At 37.4% G+C, this 15,615-nt stretch carries 14 protein-coding genes; 8 read left to right on the top strand and 6 right to left on the bottom strand.

The genetic code is table 11. The annotated features are described in order from the left end of the window. Positions 1-14: 14 nt before the first annotated feature. The 5 genes from PZ898_RS13380 to ileS form a co-directional block, all read right to left on the bottom strand. Entirely contained in the window at positions 15-656 is a 642-nt protein-coding gene (locus PZ898_RS13380; protein ID WP_034692496.1) for a lipoprotein signal peptidase, read from the bottom strand. Further along, complete coding sequence (locus PZ898_RS13375) at positions 656-850, bottom strand: DUF2683 family protein (protein WP_277693541.1); 195 nt, start codon at positions 848-850, stop codon at positions 656-658. Before PZ898_RS13375 ends, PZ898_RS13380 begins: the two co-directional genes overlap by 1 nt. A gap of 16 nt (positions 851-866) precedes the next feature. Continuing rightward, positions 867-1,118 carry a DUF6576 domain-containing protein gene (locus PZ898_RS13370; RefSeq protein WP_062675972.1) on the bottom strand — a complete coding sequence of 84 codons (252 nt, stop codon included), beginning with the start codon at positions 1,116-1,118 and terminating at the stop codon, positions 867-869. Positions 1,119-1,196: 78 nt separating this feature from the next. Further along, positions 1,197-1,577, bottom strand: a complete 381-nt coding sequence (locus PZ898_RS13365; RefSeq protein WP_002983772.1) for a TraR/DksA C4-type zinc finger protein — start codon at positions 1,575-1,577, stop codon at positions 1,197-1,199. A 58-nt stretch (positions 1,578-1,635) separates the two neighbouring features. Further along, positions 1,636-5,031: an isoleucine--tRNA ligase gene (gene ileS / locus PZ898_RS13360; RefSeq protein ID WP_277693540.1), complete on the bottom strand. Its 3,396-nt coding sequence runs from the start codon at positions 5,029-5,031 to the stop codon at positions 1,636-1,638. Positions 5,032-5,482: 451 nt separating this feature from the next. On the opposite strand from ileS, the gene PZ898_RS13355 reads away from it, so the two are divergent. The 3 genes from PZ898_RS13355 to PZ898_RS13345 all read left to right on the top strand — a co-directional run bounded on the left by PZ898_RS13355 (position 5,483) and on the right by PZ898_RS13345 (position 9,214). Further along, the gene (locus tag PZ898_RS13355) at positions 5,483-7,171 is read left to right on the top strand and encodes a M23 family metallopeptidase (protein ID WP_277693539.1); all 1,689 of its coding nucleotides are present in this window, start codon (positions 5,483-5,485) and stop codon (positions 7,169-7,171) included. A 76-nt stretch (positions 7,172-7,247) separates the two neighbouring features. After that, a complete protein-coding gene (locus PZ898_RS13350; RefSeq protein ID WP_277693538.1) occupies positions 7,248-8,540 on the top strand; it encodes an AMP-binding protein in 1,293 nt (430 codons plus the stop codon). Between the two features lie 74 nt (positions 8,541-8,614). After that, positions 8,615-9,214 carry a hypothetical protein gene (locus PZ898_RS13345; RefSeq protein ID WP_062675969.1) on the top strand — a complete coding sequence of 200 codons (600 nt, stop codon included), beginning with the start codon at positions 8,615-8,617 and terminating at the stop codon, positions 9,212-9,214. A gap of 31 nt (positions 9,215-9,245) precedes the next feature. Here the strand turns inward: PZ898_RS13345 and PZ898_RS13340 are convergent, their stop codons facing one another. Next, complete coding sequence (locus PZ898_RS13340) at positions 9,246-10,502, bottom strand: NAD(P)/FAD-dependent oxidoreductase (protein ID WP_062675968.1); 1,257 nt, start codon at positions 10,500-10,502, stop codon at positions 9,246-9,248. A 98-nt stretch (positions 10,503-10,600) separates the two neighbouring features. Between PZ898_RS13340 and PZ898_RS13335 the strand changes: the two genes are divergently transcribed. The 5 genes from PZ898_RS13335 (at position 10,601) to PZ898_RS13315 (ending at position 15,524) form a co-directional block, all read left to right on the top strand. Continuing rightward, positions 10,601-12,121 (top strand): aromatic amino acid ammonia-lyase, encoded by a 1,521-nt coding sequence (locus tag PZ898_RS13335; RefSeq protein WP_277693537.1) that lies wholly within the window; start codon positions 10,601-10,603, stop codon positions 12,119-12,121. A gap of 81 nt (positions 12,122-12,202) precedes the next feature. Continuing rightward, positions 12,203-12,934 (top strand): 3-oxoacyl-ACP reductase FabG, encoded by a 732-nt coding sequence (gene fabG / locus PZ898_RS13330; protein WP_277693536.1) that lies wholly within the window; start codon positions 12,203-12,205, stop codon positions 12,932-12,934. 106 nt (positions 12,935-13,040) lie between these two features. Further along, positions 13,041-14,261 carry a beta-ketoacyl-[acyl-carrier-protein] synthase family protein gene (locus tag PZ898_RS13325; RefSeq protein ID WP_277693535.1) on the top strand — a complete coding sequence of 407 codons (1,221 nt, stop codon included), beginning with the start codon at positions 13,041-13,043 and terminating at the stop codon, positions 14,259-14,261. Positions 14,262-14,265: 4 nt separating this feature from the next. Then, on the top strand, positions 14,266-14,520 hold the full coding sequence (locus PZ898_RS13320) for a phosphopantetheine-binding protein (RefSeq protein WP_034692469.1): 255 nt from the start codon (positions 14,266-14,268) through the stop codon (positions 14,518-14,520). A gap of 119 nt (positions 14,521-14,639) precedes the next feature. Continuing rightward, the gene (locus PZ898_RS13315) at positions 14,640-15,524 is read left to right on the top strand and encodes a lipid A biosynthesis acyltransferase (RefSeq protein WP_120233215.1); all 885 of its coding nucleotides are present in this window, start codon (positions 14,640-14,642) and stop codon (positions 15,522-15,524) included. The last annotated feature ends 91 nt before the right edge of the window (positions 15,525-15,615 follow it).

Raw genomic sequence — 15,615 nt, 5'->3', positions numbered from 1 at the left:
CGAAAATATATCTTTTAAAACTCCAGACCGTTCGGGAAAGCTTTTTTTCTGAATATTAATAAGAATGCGGCACCTACTGTGATCGCAGAATCAGCAACATTGAAAATATATTTGAAGAACTCAATATGTTTTCCTCCTATCAAAGGCCAGCTTTCAGGAACGTACCAGTCTACCACCGGGAAATGAAGCATATCCACCACACATCCTTTCATAAATGTGGAATATCCGTGTCCGAAAGGAACAAGTTTGGAAATTCCGCCATAGCCAATCCATCGGTCAGTGCTGGCGTCATAAACTGTTCCGCTGTCGAAGATCATTCCATAGAACATTCCGTCAATAAGATTTCCGATAGCGCCTGCAAAAATGATCGCCATGGGAACTAGAAGATAATTAGAAGCTCCTTCTTTCAACCATTTTTTGAACATATAGATCATCCCTCCGATCAGGAAAACTCTGAGGATAACCAGAAAATATTTCCCGATAATTCCTCCGAAATGAAATCCATAGGCCATTCCGGGATTTTCCACAAAAGTTTTGTTAAAGAAACCATTGATAACAGGAATGCTCTCATTCAGTTCAAAATGGGTTTTGATATAAATTTTTGAAGCCTGGTCAATGAATAACACTAAAAGTGTTATTGCTAAGATCTTTTTCATTATTGTCCTTTAGGTTTTGAAGGCTTTGAAGCCAGCTTTACATTTTTATTATCGCTTGCTTTCTTGACCACTTTCTGTCCATTGAAAGAGCTCTTAACATGTGCTTTTTCAAATTTAATGCCCATTTCTTTGAGTACGCTTTTCAGTGCACTCAGCTCCATAGAATTCTTAGGATGTACTATGATAGATTCCATTTCTTATATTTATTATTTACATTTTGGACAGCTCATCAAGTCTTTTCCTGTCTTTCTCAGACAGATCATTCACTCCGTTTTTGCCCATCTTACTCAAAAGTCTGTCGATTTCTTTCTCCCGCTCGCGTTTATCAGAATTGAATTGATCATCAATGGTATAATTATAATTTTTTTTCCGATCAGGGAAGAATCTGTTTTTGATCCATTCTCTGTTGAAAAATAATATAACTACGGCAATGATCACTCCCAAAATTAATAATTCGTTCATGGGTATACATTAAAAATTAGGTTTATAAAGTATCCGTAAATACGATATAAACCCAATGTTATTTTACAAACCTTACGGTTATTTTTGCATGTTTTTCGCTTCGATGCTCAGCGTAGCGTGAGGAACGGCTAAAAGTCTTTCCTTAGGAATCAGCTTTCCTGTTACTCTGCAAACACCATACGTTTTATTTTCGATTCTGATCAAAGCATTTTTAAGATCACGCACGAATTTTTCCTGTCTTCCTGCCAAAATAGAATTCTGCTCTTTGCTTAGCGTTTCTGCTCCTTCCTCAAAAGCTTTGAAAGTAGGAGAAGTATCATCAGTACCATTATTCTGGTCATTGATAAAACTTTCTCTGATAAGCTGAAGATCCTTTTCTGCTTTTTCTATTTTTTCTTTAATGATCGCTTTAAATTCCTGTAAATCAGCATCGCTGTATCTAACTCTTTCGTCTGACATATTCTTTCTCTTTTTTAATAAAATTATGAAATGGAATTTGAAATATAATAACTACAGGTTAATTTTTTTCAACATTTATCTTAAAATTAACCTCATCTATTTCGATTTCGTTAAAATTTAAAAGTGAAGATACAATTTCTATTTTATTTGACAAGACTTCGGAAGAAATATATTCTTCATTTTTCTTAATCTCATTCAGGAAAGGAGAGCTTTCTTCCAATGTGATTGAAATTCTGTCTGTCAGATCAAAGTCTTTGTCTTTTCGCAGGTTCTGAATTCTGTTGATGAATTCTCTTGCGATCCCTTCAGATTTTAACTCATCGGTTAACGTCAAATCTAATGCCACAGTTGTTTTTCCATCAGAAGTTACTGTCCATCCCGGGATATCTTTTGTAGAAATTTCCACATCATCAAGAGTGATCTCATATCCCTGAACGTCTGTTTTCCCTTCTTTTTCAAGTGTGGAAATCTGTTCTGCTGTAAGGTTGCTAATCTCTGCACCTACCACCTTCATATCTTTTCCTAATTTAGGACCAAGTGCTTTGAAGTTCGGTTTTATCTGTTTTACAATTAAATGGGATGCTTCTTCAGCATTAATTAACTGTAATTCTTTCACGTTCACTTCCTGCTTGATCAGATCTGCAACCGCAAGAATCTGTTCTTCTGTTTTAGCATCCAGTACAGGAACCAATACTTTTTGTAAAGGCTGACGAACTTTTACATTTTCTTTCTTTCTCAATGAGAAAACCATACTTGTAATGTTCTGTGCCAGATGAGTCTTTTCAACCAGATCCTGATCGATTAAACTTTCATCTGCTACCGGGAAGTCTGTAAGGTGTACAGATTCACAATTTTCCTTACCTGTTACTTTATTTAAATCCTGATACAACTGATCCATGAAGAACGGAGCAATAGGAGCGGAAAGCTTAGCTACTGTTTCAAGACAAGTGTATAGAGTTTGGTAAGCGGAGATTTTGTCATCAGAATAGTCTCCTTTCCAGAAACGTCTTCTGCATAATCTTACATACCAGTTACTCAGGTTATCGTTCACAAAAGTACTGATCGCTCTTGCTACTCTTGTCGGCTCATAATCTTCGTAGAATGCTTTCACCTCCTTGATCAGAAGATTAAGCTCAGAAAGGATCCATCTGTCGATTTCCGGACGGTTTTCCACTTCTTTTTCCGAATAGTTGAAGCCATCCACATTCGCATACAAAGCGAAGAATGAATAGGTATTGTAAAGGGTTCCGAAGAACTTTCTTCTTACTTCGTCGATTCCTTCGATGTCAAACTTCAGGTTTTCCCATGGGTTGGCATTGGAGATCATATACCAACGCGTAGCATCCGGTCCGTATACAGCAAGTGTTTCGAACGGATCTACGGCATTTCCTAAACGTTTTGACATCTTCTGCCCGTTCTTGTCCAGAACAAGACCGTTACTCATTACATTTTTATAAGCAACTGAATCAAACACAGCAGTTCCGATAGCGTGAAGCGTATAGAACCATCCACGCGTCTGGTCAACACCTTCTGCGATAAAATCAGCCGGGAATGCTTTATTATTGTCGATTAATTCTTTATTCTCAAAAGGATAATGCAACTGGGCATAAGGCATAGACCCTGAATCGAACCAAACGTCGATCAGGTCGCTTTCACGTTTCATTGCTTTTCCTGAATCAGAAACCAATACCACTTTGTCAACCACGTTTTTGTGAAGATCCACAAGTTCATAGTTAGACTCTGCCATATTTCCGATGATGAAACCTTTGAACGGGTTTTCAGTCATCAGTCCTGCTGCAATTGATTTCTCAATTTCGTTGTATAACTCTTCTACAGAACCAATGATCTTTTCTTCCTTCAGGTCATCTGTTCTCCAGATCGGCAACGGAATACCCCAATATCTTGAACGGGATAGGTTCCAGTCGTTTACATTTTCCAGCCAGTTGGCAAAACGTCCTTCACCCGTAGCTTTTGGCTTCCAGTTGATGTCTTTGTTTAAATTAACCAGTCTGTCTTTTACAGCAGTCATTTTCACAAACCATGAATCCAACGGGTAATACAATACCGGCTTATCTGTTCTCCAGCAGTGTGGATAGGAGTGGACATATTTCTCTACTTTGAAGGCTTTGTTCTCTGTTTTCAACAGGATCGCAAGTTCTACATCCCATGATTTCTCAGGAGCCGTTCCTTCGTCGTAATATTCGTTTTTGATATAAGTTCCGGAGAATACCGCAGGAACATTATCTCCTTTGATGAATTTACCCTGTAAATCTACCAATGGTACAAGATTATCATTTTCATCTTTTACCAACATCGGTGGAACCTCAGGCTGAGCCATTTTAGCAACTCTCGCATCATCCGCACCAAAAGTAGGTGCTGTGTGAACGATACCTGTACCATCTTCTGTGGTTACGAAGTCACCAAGAATCACTCTGAATGCATTCTCAGGGTTGTCATTAGGTGTAAACCACGGAACTAATTGCTCATATCTTGTATCAACAAGCTTTTCTCCTGTAAATTCCTTTACTATTCTGAAAGGAATTACTTTCGTTTCCGGAGTATAGTTGGCAAAATCTTCATCTGTACCTTCTGCGTATTTTTTACCGAAAACTTTAGGTAAAAGAACGCTGGATAAAACCACTGTTACAGGTTCAAATGTATATTGATTGAAAGTTTTAACTAAAACATATTCAATATCTCTCCCTACGGTAAGAGCCGTATTGGATGGAAGTGTCCACGGGGTGGTCGTCCATGCAAGGATATGAACATCTCCGTCAACATCATTGAACAATGCTGAAGAGTCTTTCTTTACTTTAAACTGAGCCACAACCGTTGTGTCCGAAACATCACGATAGGTTCCGGGCTGATTCAGCTCGTGAGAAGAAAGTCCTGTTCCTGCTTTTGGAGAGTAAGGCTGGATAGTGTAGCCTTTGTACAACAAATCTTTGCTATACAACTGCTTCAACAACCACCAAACGGTTTCCATATATTTTGACTTGTACGTGATGTACGGATCATCAAGGTCTACCCAATATCCGATTTTCTCCGTAAGGTTATTCCATACGTCGGTATAACGCATTACCGCTTCACGGCAAGCTTTGTTATAGTCTTCAATAGAGATTTTTTTGCCAATATCTTCTTTCGTGATTCCTAACTCTTTTTCTACACCCAGTTCCACAGGAAGACCATGCGTATCCCAGCCTGCTTTACGGAAAACCTGCTTTCCGTTCTGAGTCTGGTAACGGCAGAAAATATCTTTCAATGCTCTTGCCATTACGTGGTGAATTCCAGGCATACCGTTTGCTGAAGGCGGACCTTCGTAAAAAACAAACTCAGGATTTCCCTGACGAATCTCAACACTCTTATTGAAGGTTTTATTTTGTTTCCAAAATTCCGCTACATTCTCTGCTACGTCAATAAGGTTGAGGTTTTTGTATTCTTTAAATTGGCTCATTGTAAATATCTCAATATCGTTGATTAATTAAGTCTGCAAATTTACTAAAATTTGTCGGTTTATAATATATGTTTTATTTAGGTAATTTCTATTAAAAAGTTCAATTTCAGAAATATAATAAAGAAAGTGGGGGGAAGTGAATGGTGAATAGTGAATAAATGAATTTTTTCTGACAACTTTTATGTGAGATTTTATGCAGTATATTCAATAGAAGTAGGCTTTATCCCACTTGAATAATAAAGTTTATTTATGGCTTTAGCCAAAACTTAATGGTAACGCAAAGTTCACAAAGATGTATGGATAATGTAAGATCGATCGCAAAGACGTTTCACTCAGCAGGGGAAATATGGGGTGAGAAAAACAAAATTGATTCTAAGTTTGGCTAGAGTACGAAGCACTGATTGGCAGAAATTTTGTACATTTAAGTAGACCTACTAAACCCAAATGCTGTATGAAAATCTTTTATTACCTGATGCTTTTTGTTTGTTTTATCAACACAGGCATTGTACAAGCTCAAAATAATTACCCTCAAAATTATTTCAGAAATCCATTAAACATTCCCATGCAGCTCGCTGCCAATTTTGGTGCTGTGCGGACCAACCACTTTCACATGGGACTGGATCTGAGAACCAACAGCCAGGAAAATCTGCCGGTTCTAGCCGCTGCAGAAGGTTATGTAAGCAGGATAAAAGTAGAACGGTACGGATTTGGAAATGCAGTGTACATCACTCATCCCAATGGTTATACCACGGTATATGCTCACCTGAATAAATACTTCAGTAAACTGGATGAATACGTAAAGGAAAAACAATATAAAGACGAAAAGTGGGAACAGGATATTACTTTTCAGCCCGGACAGTTTCCTGTGGAGAAAGGACAACAGATTGCTTTAAGTGGAAATACCGGAGGTTCCGCAGGACCACACCTGCACTTTGAAATAAGAGATACCAAAACAGAGGAATGCTTAAATCCGTTACTTTTTGGCTTTGCTATTCCTGATAATATTGCCCCGATTATTAGCGGATTGTATTGGTATGACCGACGTTTCAGTACGTATGAACCAGGAGCAAATAATATTGCCGTAAAAAAAGAGGGAAATGCTTATACGGCTAATCTTGTTCAGGTGAGTTCTCCGGAGATAAGTTTTGCCATTAAAGCTGTAGATAAAGCCAACAAAGGATTTAATCTTGGTATTTATCAGACAGAACTGTTTATGGATGGCAATCTGATGTACAGTTTTAAAATTGATAAGATCCACTATGATGATACCCGATACATCAACGGTTGTATAGATTATACCAAATTCATAAGAGATAAAATGGGAATCCAGCACCTGTCTGATTTACCTGGAATGAAACTGCAGCATTATAGTCTTCCAAACTTAAGTGGGATTATCAAACTTCAGGATGAAAATGTTCATGCCATTGAAATTGTCCTGAAAGATGTCAAAGGAAATACAAGCCGCTTAACAACAAAAGTTCAGTTAAGTAAAACTTCAGAGAAAATATCTTATACTGCAAAAACAATAATGGCTAATCAAGGGAAAATCATTACCACAGAAAATACAGAGATTGCTTTTAGTAAAAATGCCATGTATGATGCTGTAAATTTCAGTGCCTATGAAAAACCTGATACAGATCCGAATGCAGTTTCAAATACGATTGTTTTGCATAATCCATATATTCCCGTTCAGGATGAATATACCTTGAAAATAAAACCGAATAGAAAATTAACCAATACAGAAAAAGATAAAGCCATTATTCTTCTTGACTATGGCAGTGATAAAACCGTTGTCAAGGTAAAATGGAATGGTGATTGGACAGAAGGGAAATTCAACAGATTGGGTACCGCAAAATTGTTGATTGACAATAATCTTCCATCCGTTTCATCAGGCTGGGCAGAAGGAGCATTAGTTAATAGCAGTTCATTACTCTTAAAAGGAACAACGAAAGTGGGTGATATTATTTCATTCCGTGCCGAACTGGATGGCAAATGGTTGAGGTTTACCCGTGTAAAAGATAATTTTGTCTACATTTTTGATGAAAAATGTCCTAAAGGAAGTGGTTCTCATACTTTAAAAGTAACAACTATCAATACTGCCGGGAATACCAATACACAAACTTTTACGTTTAGGAGATAATTCATCTTTTAATACTTGAATCTTTAAATCTTTTAATTTTAATTAGATAAATTTGCCTTTTAAAAAATTAAAATCATTGGAATTTCATCCGTCAATCGAGAAAGCAGGGATTCAGGAAATCAAAATATTTCAGGAAGAAAAACTTCATGAGCTTTTGAGGTATCTTGAAACTCATTCGCCGTTTTATCAGAAACTGTTCAAAGAAAATAATATTACTATTGAGGATATTCGTACTTTGGAAGACCTTCAGAAGATTCCTACCACCACAAAGAATGATCTTCAGCAGTACAATCATGATTTTTTCTGCATAACACCGGATAAAATTGTGGATTACAGTACCACTTCCGGAACATTGGGAGATCCGGTGACTTTCGGATTGTCTGACAGTGATCTGGAAAGGCTTGCGTACAATGAAGCGATATCTTTCGCCTGTGCAGGAATTCAGAAAGGAGATGTTGTGCAGATGATTACCACCATAGATAAAAGGTTTATGGCTGGGCTTGCTTATTTTCTTGGTTTAAGAAAAATGGGGGCAAGCGTAGTAAGAATGGGACCGGGAATTCCTGAACTGCAATGGGATTCTATTTTTAGATACAAGCCAAAATATTTGATTACCGTACCTTCTTTTCTACTGAAAATGATTGATTACGCTGAAAAACACGGGTTGGATTATAAAAATTCCGGCGTTTATGGTGCTGTTTGCATTGGAGAAAGTATCAAAAATCAGGATTTTACAGATAATATTCTTTCACAGAAAATCAAGGAAAAATGGGACATCAAACTCTTTTCTACCTATGCTTCTACGGAAATGAGCACTGCTTTTACAGAGTGTGAATTCCAGATCGGAGGACATCACCATCCGGAATTGATTATTACAGAAATCCTGGATGATGAAGGAAACCCTGTAAAAGAAGGAGAAAGCGGTGAACTTACGATTACGACTTTGGGAGTGGAAGCCATTCCTTTGTTGAGGTTTAAAACCGGAGATCTTGTAAAAGCCCACTATGAGCCATGCCAGTGCGGAAGAAATACGATGAGGCTAGGACCTGTTGTAGGAAGAAAGCAGCAGATGATCAAATACAAAGGGACAACGCTGTATCCTCCTGCTATGAATGATATTTTGAATGATTTTAATACTATCTTATGCTACCAGATTGTGATTCAGTCCAACAAAATCGGACTTGATGAGATTATCATTAAACTTAGTACAGAAGCAGATCACGAAGGGTTTGTCAATGAAGTGAGAGATCACTTCCGTGCAAAATTGAGAGTAAGTCCTAAAATTGAAATCATAGATTTTGATGTTCTTTCTAAAACAGTTTTTAATCCAAACAGCAGAAAGCCAATCACTTTTATTGACTTAAGATAAAATTAAACCTAAAGAATAATTAACAGAGGTCTTTTTATATATCTTTGGGGCTTGAATAGTAAAACTAATACACTATGAAAAAATTATTTCTGCTGCTTTTTGCAGCCATTACCACGGCAACTTTTGCCCAGGACAAAATTAATATTGAATCTGGAAATTTTGACTTTCTGAAAGATCAGACTGAGGTAAATGTTCAGTTTAAATTTGAAAATCCTCTTTTTCAGGCAGATAATTATACTGAAGCCCAGTATCTTGAAAGAAGAAAAACAGAGACATTGGCTAAGAAAGGCGAGCAATCCTGGAAAGAATGGGATGAAGAATGGCAAAAGCATAAGGAATCAGTTTTTTTTGATAAGTTTATTGAAGGAGTAAATGGTAAAGCGAAAAAAATAAAATTCACTAAAGGAGCTTCGGCAAAGTACACCTTAATACTGCATACAAAATGGATCTACGCCGGATGGACTGGGTTTGTAACACAGCCTGCTAAATTATCATCAGAAATGATATTTGTTGAAACTGAAAATCCATCTAAAGTTTTAACTAAAGTTCAGGGTGATAAGATTGAAGGGATAGGAAGTAAAGGTAGTTATCGTATGGAATACGGAAGAATATCTGCTGCATATGAAAAAACAGGAAAAGAATTGGGTAAAGCTATTAAAAATGCTTTAAAATAACAAAAACGGTCTGAATTTTCAGACCGTTTTTTTATGCTTGATTTTGCTGTTCCTGTTTTTCCAGCTTGATCAGGTTTGCAAGGTTTTTAATAACTGTATCATGCTTTCTCACAAAAGGATTGTCTTTATTCCAGACATAGCCTGCTAAAACAGCGCAGATCTTTTTCTTTACGTCCGGATTTTCCGGTTGATGGAAGAATAATTCCTGAAGATTTCCGGTATACCATTCTTTTACATAGGTGGTGAAAACATCCACTCCATATAAAATGTAGTCTGTGTATTCCCTCTGCCAGTCAATTTTTTCTCCGTTTAATTGTCTTAATGCCAGTTTGGCGGCCAGCATTCCGGATTCTGTGGCAAAAGCCATTCCTGAAGAAAAAACCGGATCAAGGAATTCAGAGGCATTTCCTGTTAAAGCAAATCCGTCTCCGAATAAACTTTTTACTGAACAGGAATAATCTTTCAGATGTTTAGGTTCAAAAAGGAAATCTACATTTCCAAAACGTTTTACATAATATTCAGAAAGAGAAATAGCTTTTCTTAAAGCTTCCGTTGTATCTCCGTTTTCAGATAATTTGTCAATATATTCAGTAGGACCTACAATTCCTAAACTTGTGTTTCCGTTGGAAAAAGGGATTACCCAAAGCCATACTTCTGTTTCAATAATGTCAAAAGAAATCAAAGTTCCTTCCTCTCCCGGTTCTCTGTTGATATCATTCACATGAGAGAAAATGGCAGAGTGAGGGGATAGTTTTGAAGGTTTTTCAAGATCAAGCAGGCGAGGTAAAACTCTTCCGTAGCCACTGGAATCGATAACAAACTTAGCATGGATCTCTTTTGTTTCTCCATCCTTATTTCTTACCGTAGTTATAGAATTTGTTCCGTCAAATTTGATGTCTATAACCTCAGTTTCAAACTCAAGATCGATTCCTTTGTTAATGACTTCCTGAGCAAGCGTATTATCAAAATCAGCTCTCGGAACCTGCCAGGTCCAGTCCCAGCCTTCCCCGAATTTGTTGCTGAAATCAAAAATGCAGACTTCGTCACCACGAAGAAAACGGGCTCCAAGCTTTTTTTCAAAGCCCATTTTATCTAATGCAGGGAAAAGTCCGGCCTCCTCAAAGTGGTCCATTACCCTTGGAATTAAGCTTTCTCCAACTACGAGTCTGGGGAATTTTGTCTTTTCGACTACTTTTACGCTGACGTTATTGTTCTTCAGGTACGAAGAAGACACGCATCCGGAGGGTCCGGCTCCGATTACAAGAACGTCAACAAATTCTTTGCTCATCTTTGATTTTTTATTTTAATAATAACTTTTATCTTTGCCGCAAAATTAGTGACAAATAATTAATATTTTACAAAATTATCAACTATTACTTTTAATTGATGAAAATAAATAACTTTTTAGAACTGAAAGACTTTCAAAAAATTATCATTGAGAATGAAAAAATAGAACTGGATGAATCACTTTTATCAAGAGTGGATAAAAGTTTTCAGTTTTTAAAAGAGTTTTCAAAAAATAAAGTAATATATGGTGTGAACACCGGTTTTGGGCCAATGGCTCAGTTTAAAATCAGTGATGAAGATACACACCAGCTTCAGTATAACCTGATCAGAAGCCACTCTTCAGGAATTGGAAACCCTTTGCCTGTAGAAGAAGTAAAAGCATGTATGCTTGCAAGATTGAATACCTTATCATTAGGGAATTCAGGAGTGCACCAGTCTGTTATTTATCTGCTTCAGGAGCTGATCAACAGAGATATTATCCCGTTGATCTTTGAACATGGAGGAGTAGGGGCAAGCGGTGACCTTGTTCAGCTGGCTCACCTGGCTTTGGTATTGATTGGAGAAGGAGAAGTTTTTTACAATGGAGAAAGAAAATCTACCAAAGAAGTTTTTGAAGTTGAAGGCTTAGAACCGATCAAAGTAGAGATCCGCGAAGGTCTTGCATTGATGAACGGAACTTCCGTAATGTCAGGAATCGGTATCGTAAATGCTTATAAAGCCAATCAGCTTACTGATATTTCTCTTAGACTTTCTTGTGCCATCAATGAGATTGTACAGGCTTATGATGATCATTTGTCAGAAGCCTTGAACGGAACTAAGAAACATTACGGTCAACAGAAAGTGGCAGAAAGAATGCGTGCTCACCTGGCAGACAGTAAACTGATCAGAAAAAGAGAAGAACATCTGTATACCCATTTTGAAGAACAGGAAAAAGTATTCAAGGAAAAAGTTCAGGAATATTATTCTTTACGATGTGTTCCTCAGATTCTAGGTCCGGTATTGGATACATTGGAATATACGGAGAAAGTTCTTGAGAATGAGATCAATTCAGCGAATGATAATCCAATTATCAACGTTGAAGACCAGCATGTGTATCATGGAGGAAACTTCCATGGGGATTATATCTCTTTGGAAATGGACAAGCTTAAAATTGTGGTAACCAAACTTACCATGCTTGCAGAAAGACAGCTAAACTACCTTCTGAATGCTAAAATCAACGAAATTCTACCTCCTTTTGTCAATTTAGGTAAATTAGGTTTCAATTTCGGGATGCAGGGTGTACAGTTTACAGCAACTTCTACTACGGCAGAAAGCCAGATGTTGTCAAATTCTATGTATGTTCACAGTATTCCAAACAATAACGATAACCAGGACATCGTTAGTATGGGAACAAACGCTGCTGTAATTTGTAGAAAAGTCATTGAAAATGCCTTTGAAGTTTTGGCTATTGAAGCTATTACCATCATTCAGGCGGTTGAATATCTTGGATTCCAGGATAAGGTTTCATCCTCTACAAAAGAACTGTATGATGATATCAGAAAAATTATTCCTGCTTTCTCAGACGATATGGTTATGTATCCGTATTTGGAGGAAGTAAAGAAATATCTGAAAGGAATGTAACTATTGGTTGCCATCAATTGTCTTTTAAAAAAGGCTTCCAGCATCAACTTAAAAAACTAAAAACGATATAAACACTAACGCATGAAATGTGCAATTGTAACAGGAGGCTCCAGAGGAATCGGGAGAGCAATCTGTATAAAACTGGCTGAAGAGAAAAACTATCACATCCTTATCAACTTCGCTTCAAATGAAACGGCAGCCAAAGAAACGTTGGCTAAAGTGGAAGAATTGGGTGCTACCGGAGAAATTCTTAAATTTGATGTAGGAAACACCGAAGAAACACAAGCTGTTTTAACGGAGTGGCAGGAGAAAAATCCTGATGCCGTGGTAGAAGTGATCGTCAATAATGCCGGAATCACAAGAGACGGTCTTTTTATGTGGATGCAGAAGGAAGACTGGAATAGTGTGATCAATACAAGTCTGGACGGATTCTTCAATGTGACCAATTTCTTTATTCAAAAGCTGCTTCGTAACAAATACGGAAGAATCATCAATATGGTTTCTGTATCCGGAGTAAAAGGAACAGCCGGGCAGACAAATTATTCTGCTGCGAAAGGAGCTTTGGTAGGTGCTACAAAAGCCCTTGCACAGGAAGTTGCCAAAAGAAATGTTACGGTAAATGCCGTTGCACCGGGTTTCATCAAAACGGATATGACCCAGGAGTTTAATGAAGATGAGCTTAAAGCAATGATTCCTGCCAACAGATTTGGAGAAGCAGAAGAAGTGGCAGATCTTGTCGCATTTTTAGCATCTAAAAAATCTTCTTACATTACAGGTGAAGTGATTAATATTAACGGAGGAATTTATTCATAAATAATCTAACAATATACCAATGTACCGGTGTACCAATGTTGATTGATATCAATGAAAAGATTGTTACATTACTAGACTGATACATTGTTAAATTCAATATAAACAAATGGAAAATAGGGTTGTAATTACCGGAATGGGAATTTATTCCTGCATCGGGACGTCTTTAGAAGAGGTCAGGGAATCCCTATATCAAGGAAAATCCGGTATTGTTTTAGATCAGGACAGAAAAGAATTTGGTTTCAGGTCTGGCCTCACAGGAGTAGTTCCAAAGCCTGATCTGAAAAATCTTTTAAACAGACGCCAGCGTGTCAGTATGGGAGAAGAAAGCGAATATGCTTATCTTGCTACGCTTGATGCTTTAAAACAGGCAAATCTAGATGAAGAATTCTTGGATGCTCATGAAGTGGGGATCTTATACGGAAATGACAGTGTTTCTCAGGCAGTCGTAGAATCTATCGATATTGCAAGGGAAAAGAAAGATACAACATTGATGGGATCGGGAGCGATTTTCAAATCAATGAATTCAACGGTAACGATGAACCTTTCTACGATTTTTAAACTGAAAGGAATCAATCTTACCATCAGCGCAGCATGCGCAAGCGGTTCGCATTCTTTAGGACTGGCTTATATGATGATTAAAAATGGTTTCCAGGATATGATTATCTGTGGCGGAGCTCAGGAAACCAACAAATATTCCATGGCGAGCTTTGACGGATTGGGAGTGTTCTCAGCAAGAGAAGATGAGCCTGCAAAAGCATCCAGACCTTTCGATGCAGATAGAGACGGATTGATTCCAAGTGGCGGAGCAGCCAGTCTGATTGTTGAAAGCTTGGAATCTGCCCAAAGAAGAGGCGCTCCGATTATTGCAGAGATTATCGGGTATGGTTTTTCTTCCAACGGAGGTCATATTTCAACACCAAACGTAGACGGGCCGGCTTTGGCAATGGACAGAGCCTTAAAACAATCAGGATTAAAAGCTTCAGACATCGATTATATTAATGCTCATGCAACTTCTACTCCAATTGGTGATGCCAACGAAGCGAAAGCCATCTATGAGATTTTCGGCAGTGATGTTCCGGTAAGTTCTACCAAATCTATGACCGGACACGAGTGCTGGATGGCAGGTGCAAGTGAAGTGATCTACTCCATTCTGATGATGCAGAACGATTTTGTGGCTCCCAATATCAATCTGGAAAACCCTGATAATGAAGCACAAAAGATAAATTTAGTTGCAAAAACAAAAAATCAAAAAATTGATGTATTTTTGTCGAATTCTTTTGGGTTTGGGGGAACCAATTCTGCACTAATAGTTAAAAAATTTGATTAAAAACATGGAAAGGGAAAAAATTGTTGCTATTGTTAATGATTTTCTTGTCAACGAATTCGAGGTAGACGGAGACGAAATCAGTAACGATGCCAACCTTAAAAATACACTGGGCTTAGACAGCTTAGATTATATCGACATGGTAGTCGTGATTGAATCCAATTTCGGGGTGAAATTAGGAGAAGCAGATTTCAAAAAAATGGTAACATTTGATGATTTCTATACAACGATTGAACATAAGATTGCTGAAAAAAACGCGTAGTTATTGAGTAATTCTTTATTCTATAAAATGTGCCAATGTAACAATATCGCAGTGATCCGGTAACGGACACTTCAAAAAGGTATTATTACATTGGCTCTCTGTTATATTAAATTCTAGATATGAACAAGTGGAAAGGTAAATCTAAAGGAACAGTACTCGGATACAGAATATTCGTCTGGTGTATTAGAAATATCGGGATCAGAAGTTCATATGGTGTGCTGTATTTTGTGGCGGCCTACTACTCCCTGTTTCAGAAGAAAAGCAATCAATACATTCTTTATTATTTTCAGAAAAGACTGAACTATGGATACTGGAAATCCAAAGCTTCCATCTTTAAAAGCTATTTTACCTTCGGAAAAGTTCTGATTGATAAAACTGCGATTTCTGCCGGACTCAGAGAAAAATATACCTATGAATTTGACGGTATTGAAAACCTCAGAAATCTTTTAGCTGCTAAAAAAGGAGGTGTACTCATCAGTGCCCATATTGGTAATTTTGAAATTGCGGAACACTTTTTTGCAGATATCGACTTCGACTGCCAGATCAATCTGGTTACAACAGATCAGGAAGTGACCGTGATCAAGGAATATCTGGAAAGTGTTGCGGTAAAAAAGAGTAATATCAAGTTTATTTACGTGAAGGAGGACATGTCTCATATCTTTGAGATCAATCAGGCTTTGTCCAATAATGAACTCATCTGCTTTACCGGAGACCGTTATTTCGAAGGGTCCAAATATCTGGAGGCAGAACTGCTGGGAAAAAGTGCAAAATTTCCTGCTGGCCCATTTTTGATCGCCTCAAGGTTAGGCGTTCCCGTAGTATATGTTTATGTGATGAAAGAGAATAATCTTCATTACCATCTGTATGCAAGAGTTGCCCAGAATATCAAAAATCGTGATTCACAGGGACTTTTACAGTCTTATGTGCAAAATCTTGAAACTATGGTGAAAAAATACCCGCTTCAATGGTTTAATTATTTTGATTTTTGGGATGATGTTGATTAATTTTTCTATTTTTATCCCGTAAAAACGAATAAAAACTAAAAAACCATTAAGATTTACCGAGATTTAAGAGAACTCATAAAATTTCTATGCT

It is taken from the genome of Chryseobacterium sp. WX, from assembly GCF_029542485.1.
Classification (GTDB): Bacteria; Bacteroidota; Bacteroidia; order Flavobacteriales; family Weeksellaceae; genus Chryseobacterium; species Chryseobacterium cucumeris.
The sequence above is the reverse complement of the archived record's forward strand: the minus strand, read 5'-3'. Positions and strand labels throughout refer to the sequence as shown.

Excerpts from the sequence above, each read along its gene's own strand:
- PZ898_RS13380 (WP_034692496.1), bottom strand. The coding sequence starts at position 656 with ATGAAAAAGATCTTAGCAATAACACTTTTAGTGTTATTCATTGACCAG.
- PZ898_RS13375 (WP_277693541.1), bottom strand. The coding sequence starts at position 850 with ATGGAATCTATCATAGTACATCCTAAGAATTCTATGGAGCTGAGTGCA.
- PZ898_RS13370 (WP_062675972.1), bottom strand. The coding sequence starts at position 1,118 with ATGAACGAATTATTAATTTTGGGAGTGATCATTGCCGTAGTTATATTA.
- PZ898_RS13365 (WP_002983772.1), bottom strand. The coding sequence starts at position 1,577 with ATGTCAGACGAAAGAGTTAGATACAGCGATGCTGATTTACAGGAATTT.
- ileS (WP_277693540.1), bottom strand. The coding sequence starts at position 5,031 with ATGAGCCAATTTAAAGAATACAAAAACCTCAACCTTATTGACGTAGCA.
- PZ898_RS13355 (WP_277693539.1), top strand. The coding sequence starts at position 5,483 with ATGAAAATCTTTTATTACCTGATGCTTTTTGTTTGTTTTATCAACACA.
- PZ898_RS13345 (WP_062675969.1), top strand. The coding sequence starts at position 8,615 with ATGAAAAAATTATTTCTGCTGCTTTTTGCAGCCATTACCACGGCAACT.
- PZ898_RS13340 (WP_062675968.1), bottom strand. The coding sequence starts at position 10,502 with ATGAGCAAAGAATTTGTTGACGTTCTTGTAATCGGAGCCGGACCCTCC.
- PZ898_RS13335 (WP_277693537.1), top strand. The coding sequence starts at position 10,601 with ATGAAAATAAATAACTTTTTAGAACTGAAAGACTTTCAAAAAATTATC.
- fabG (WP_277693536.1), top strand. The coding sequence starts at position 12,203 with ATGAAATGTGCAATTGTAACAGGAGGCTCCAGAGGAATCGGGAGAGCA.
- PZ898_RS13325 (WP_277693535.1), top strand. The coding sequence starts at position 13,041 with ATGGAAAATAGGGTTGTAATTACCGGAATGGGAATTTATTCCTGCATC.
- PZ898_RS13320 (WP_034692469.1), top strand. The coding sequence starts at position 14,266 with ATGGAAAGGGAAAAAATTGTTGCTATTGTTAATGATTTTCTTGTCAAC.
- PZ898_RS13315 (WP_120233215.1), top strand. The coding sequence starts at position 14,640 with ATGAACAAGTGGAAAGGTAAATCTAAAGGAACAGTACTCGGATACAGA.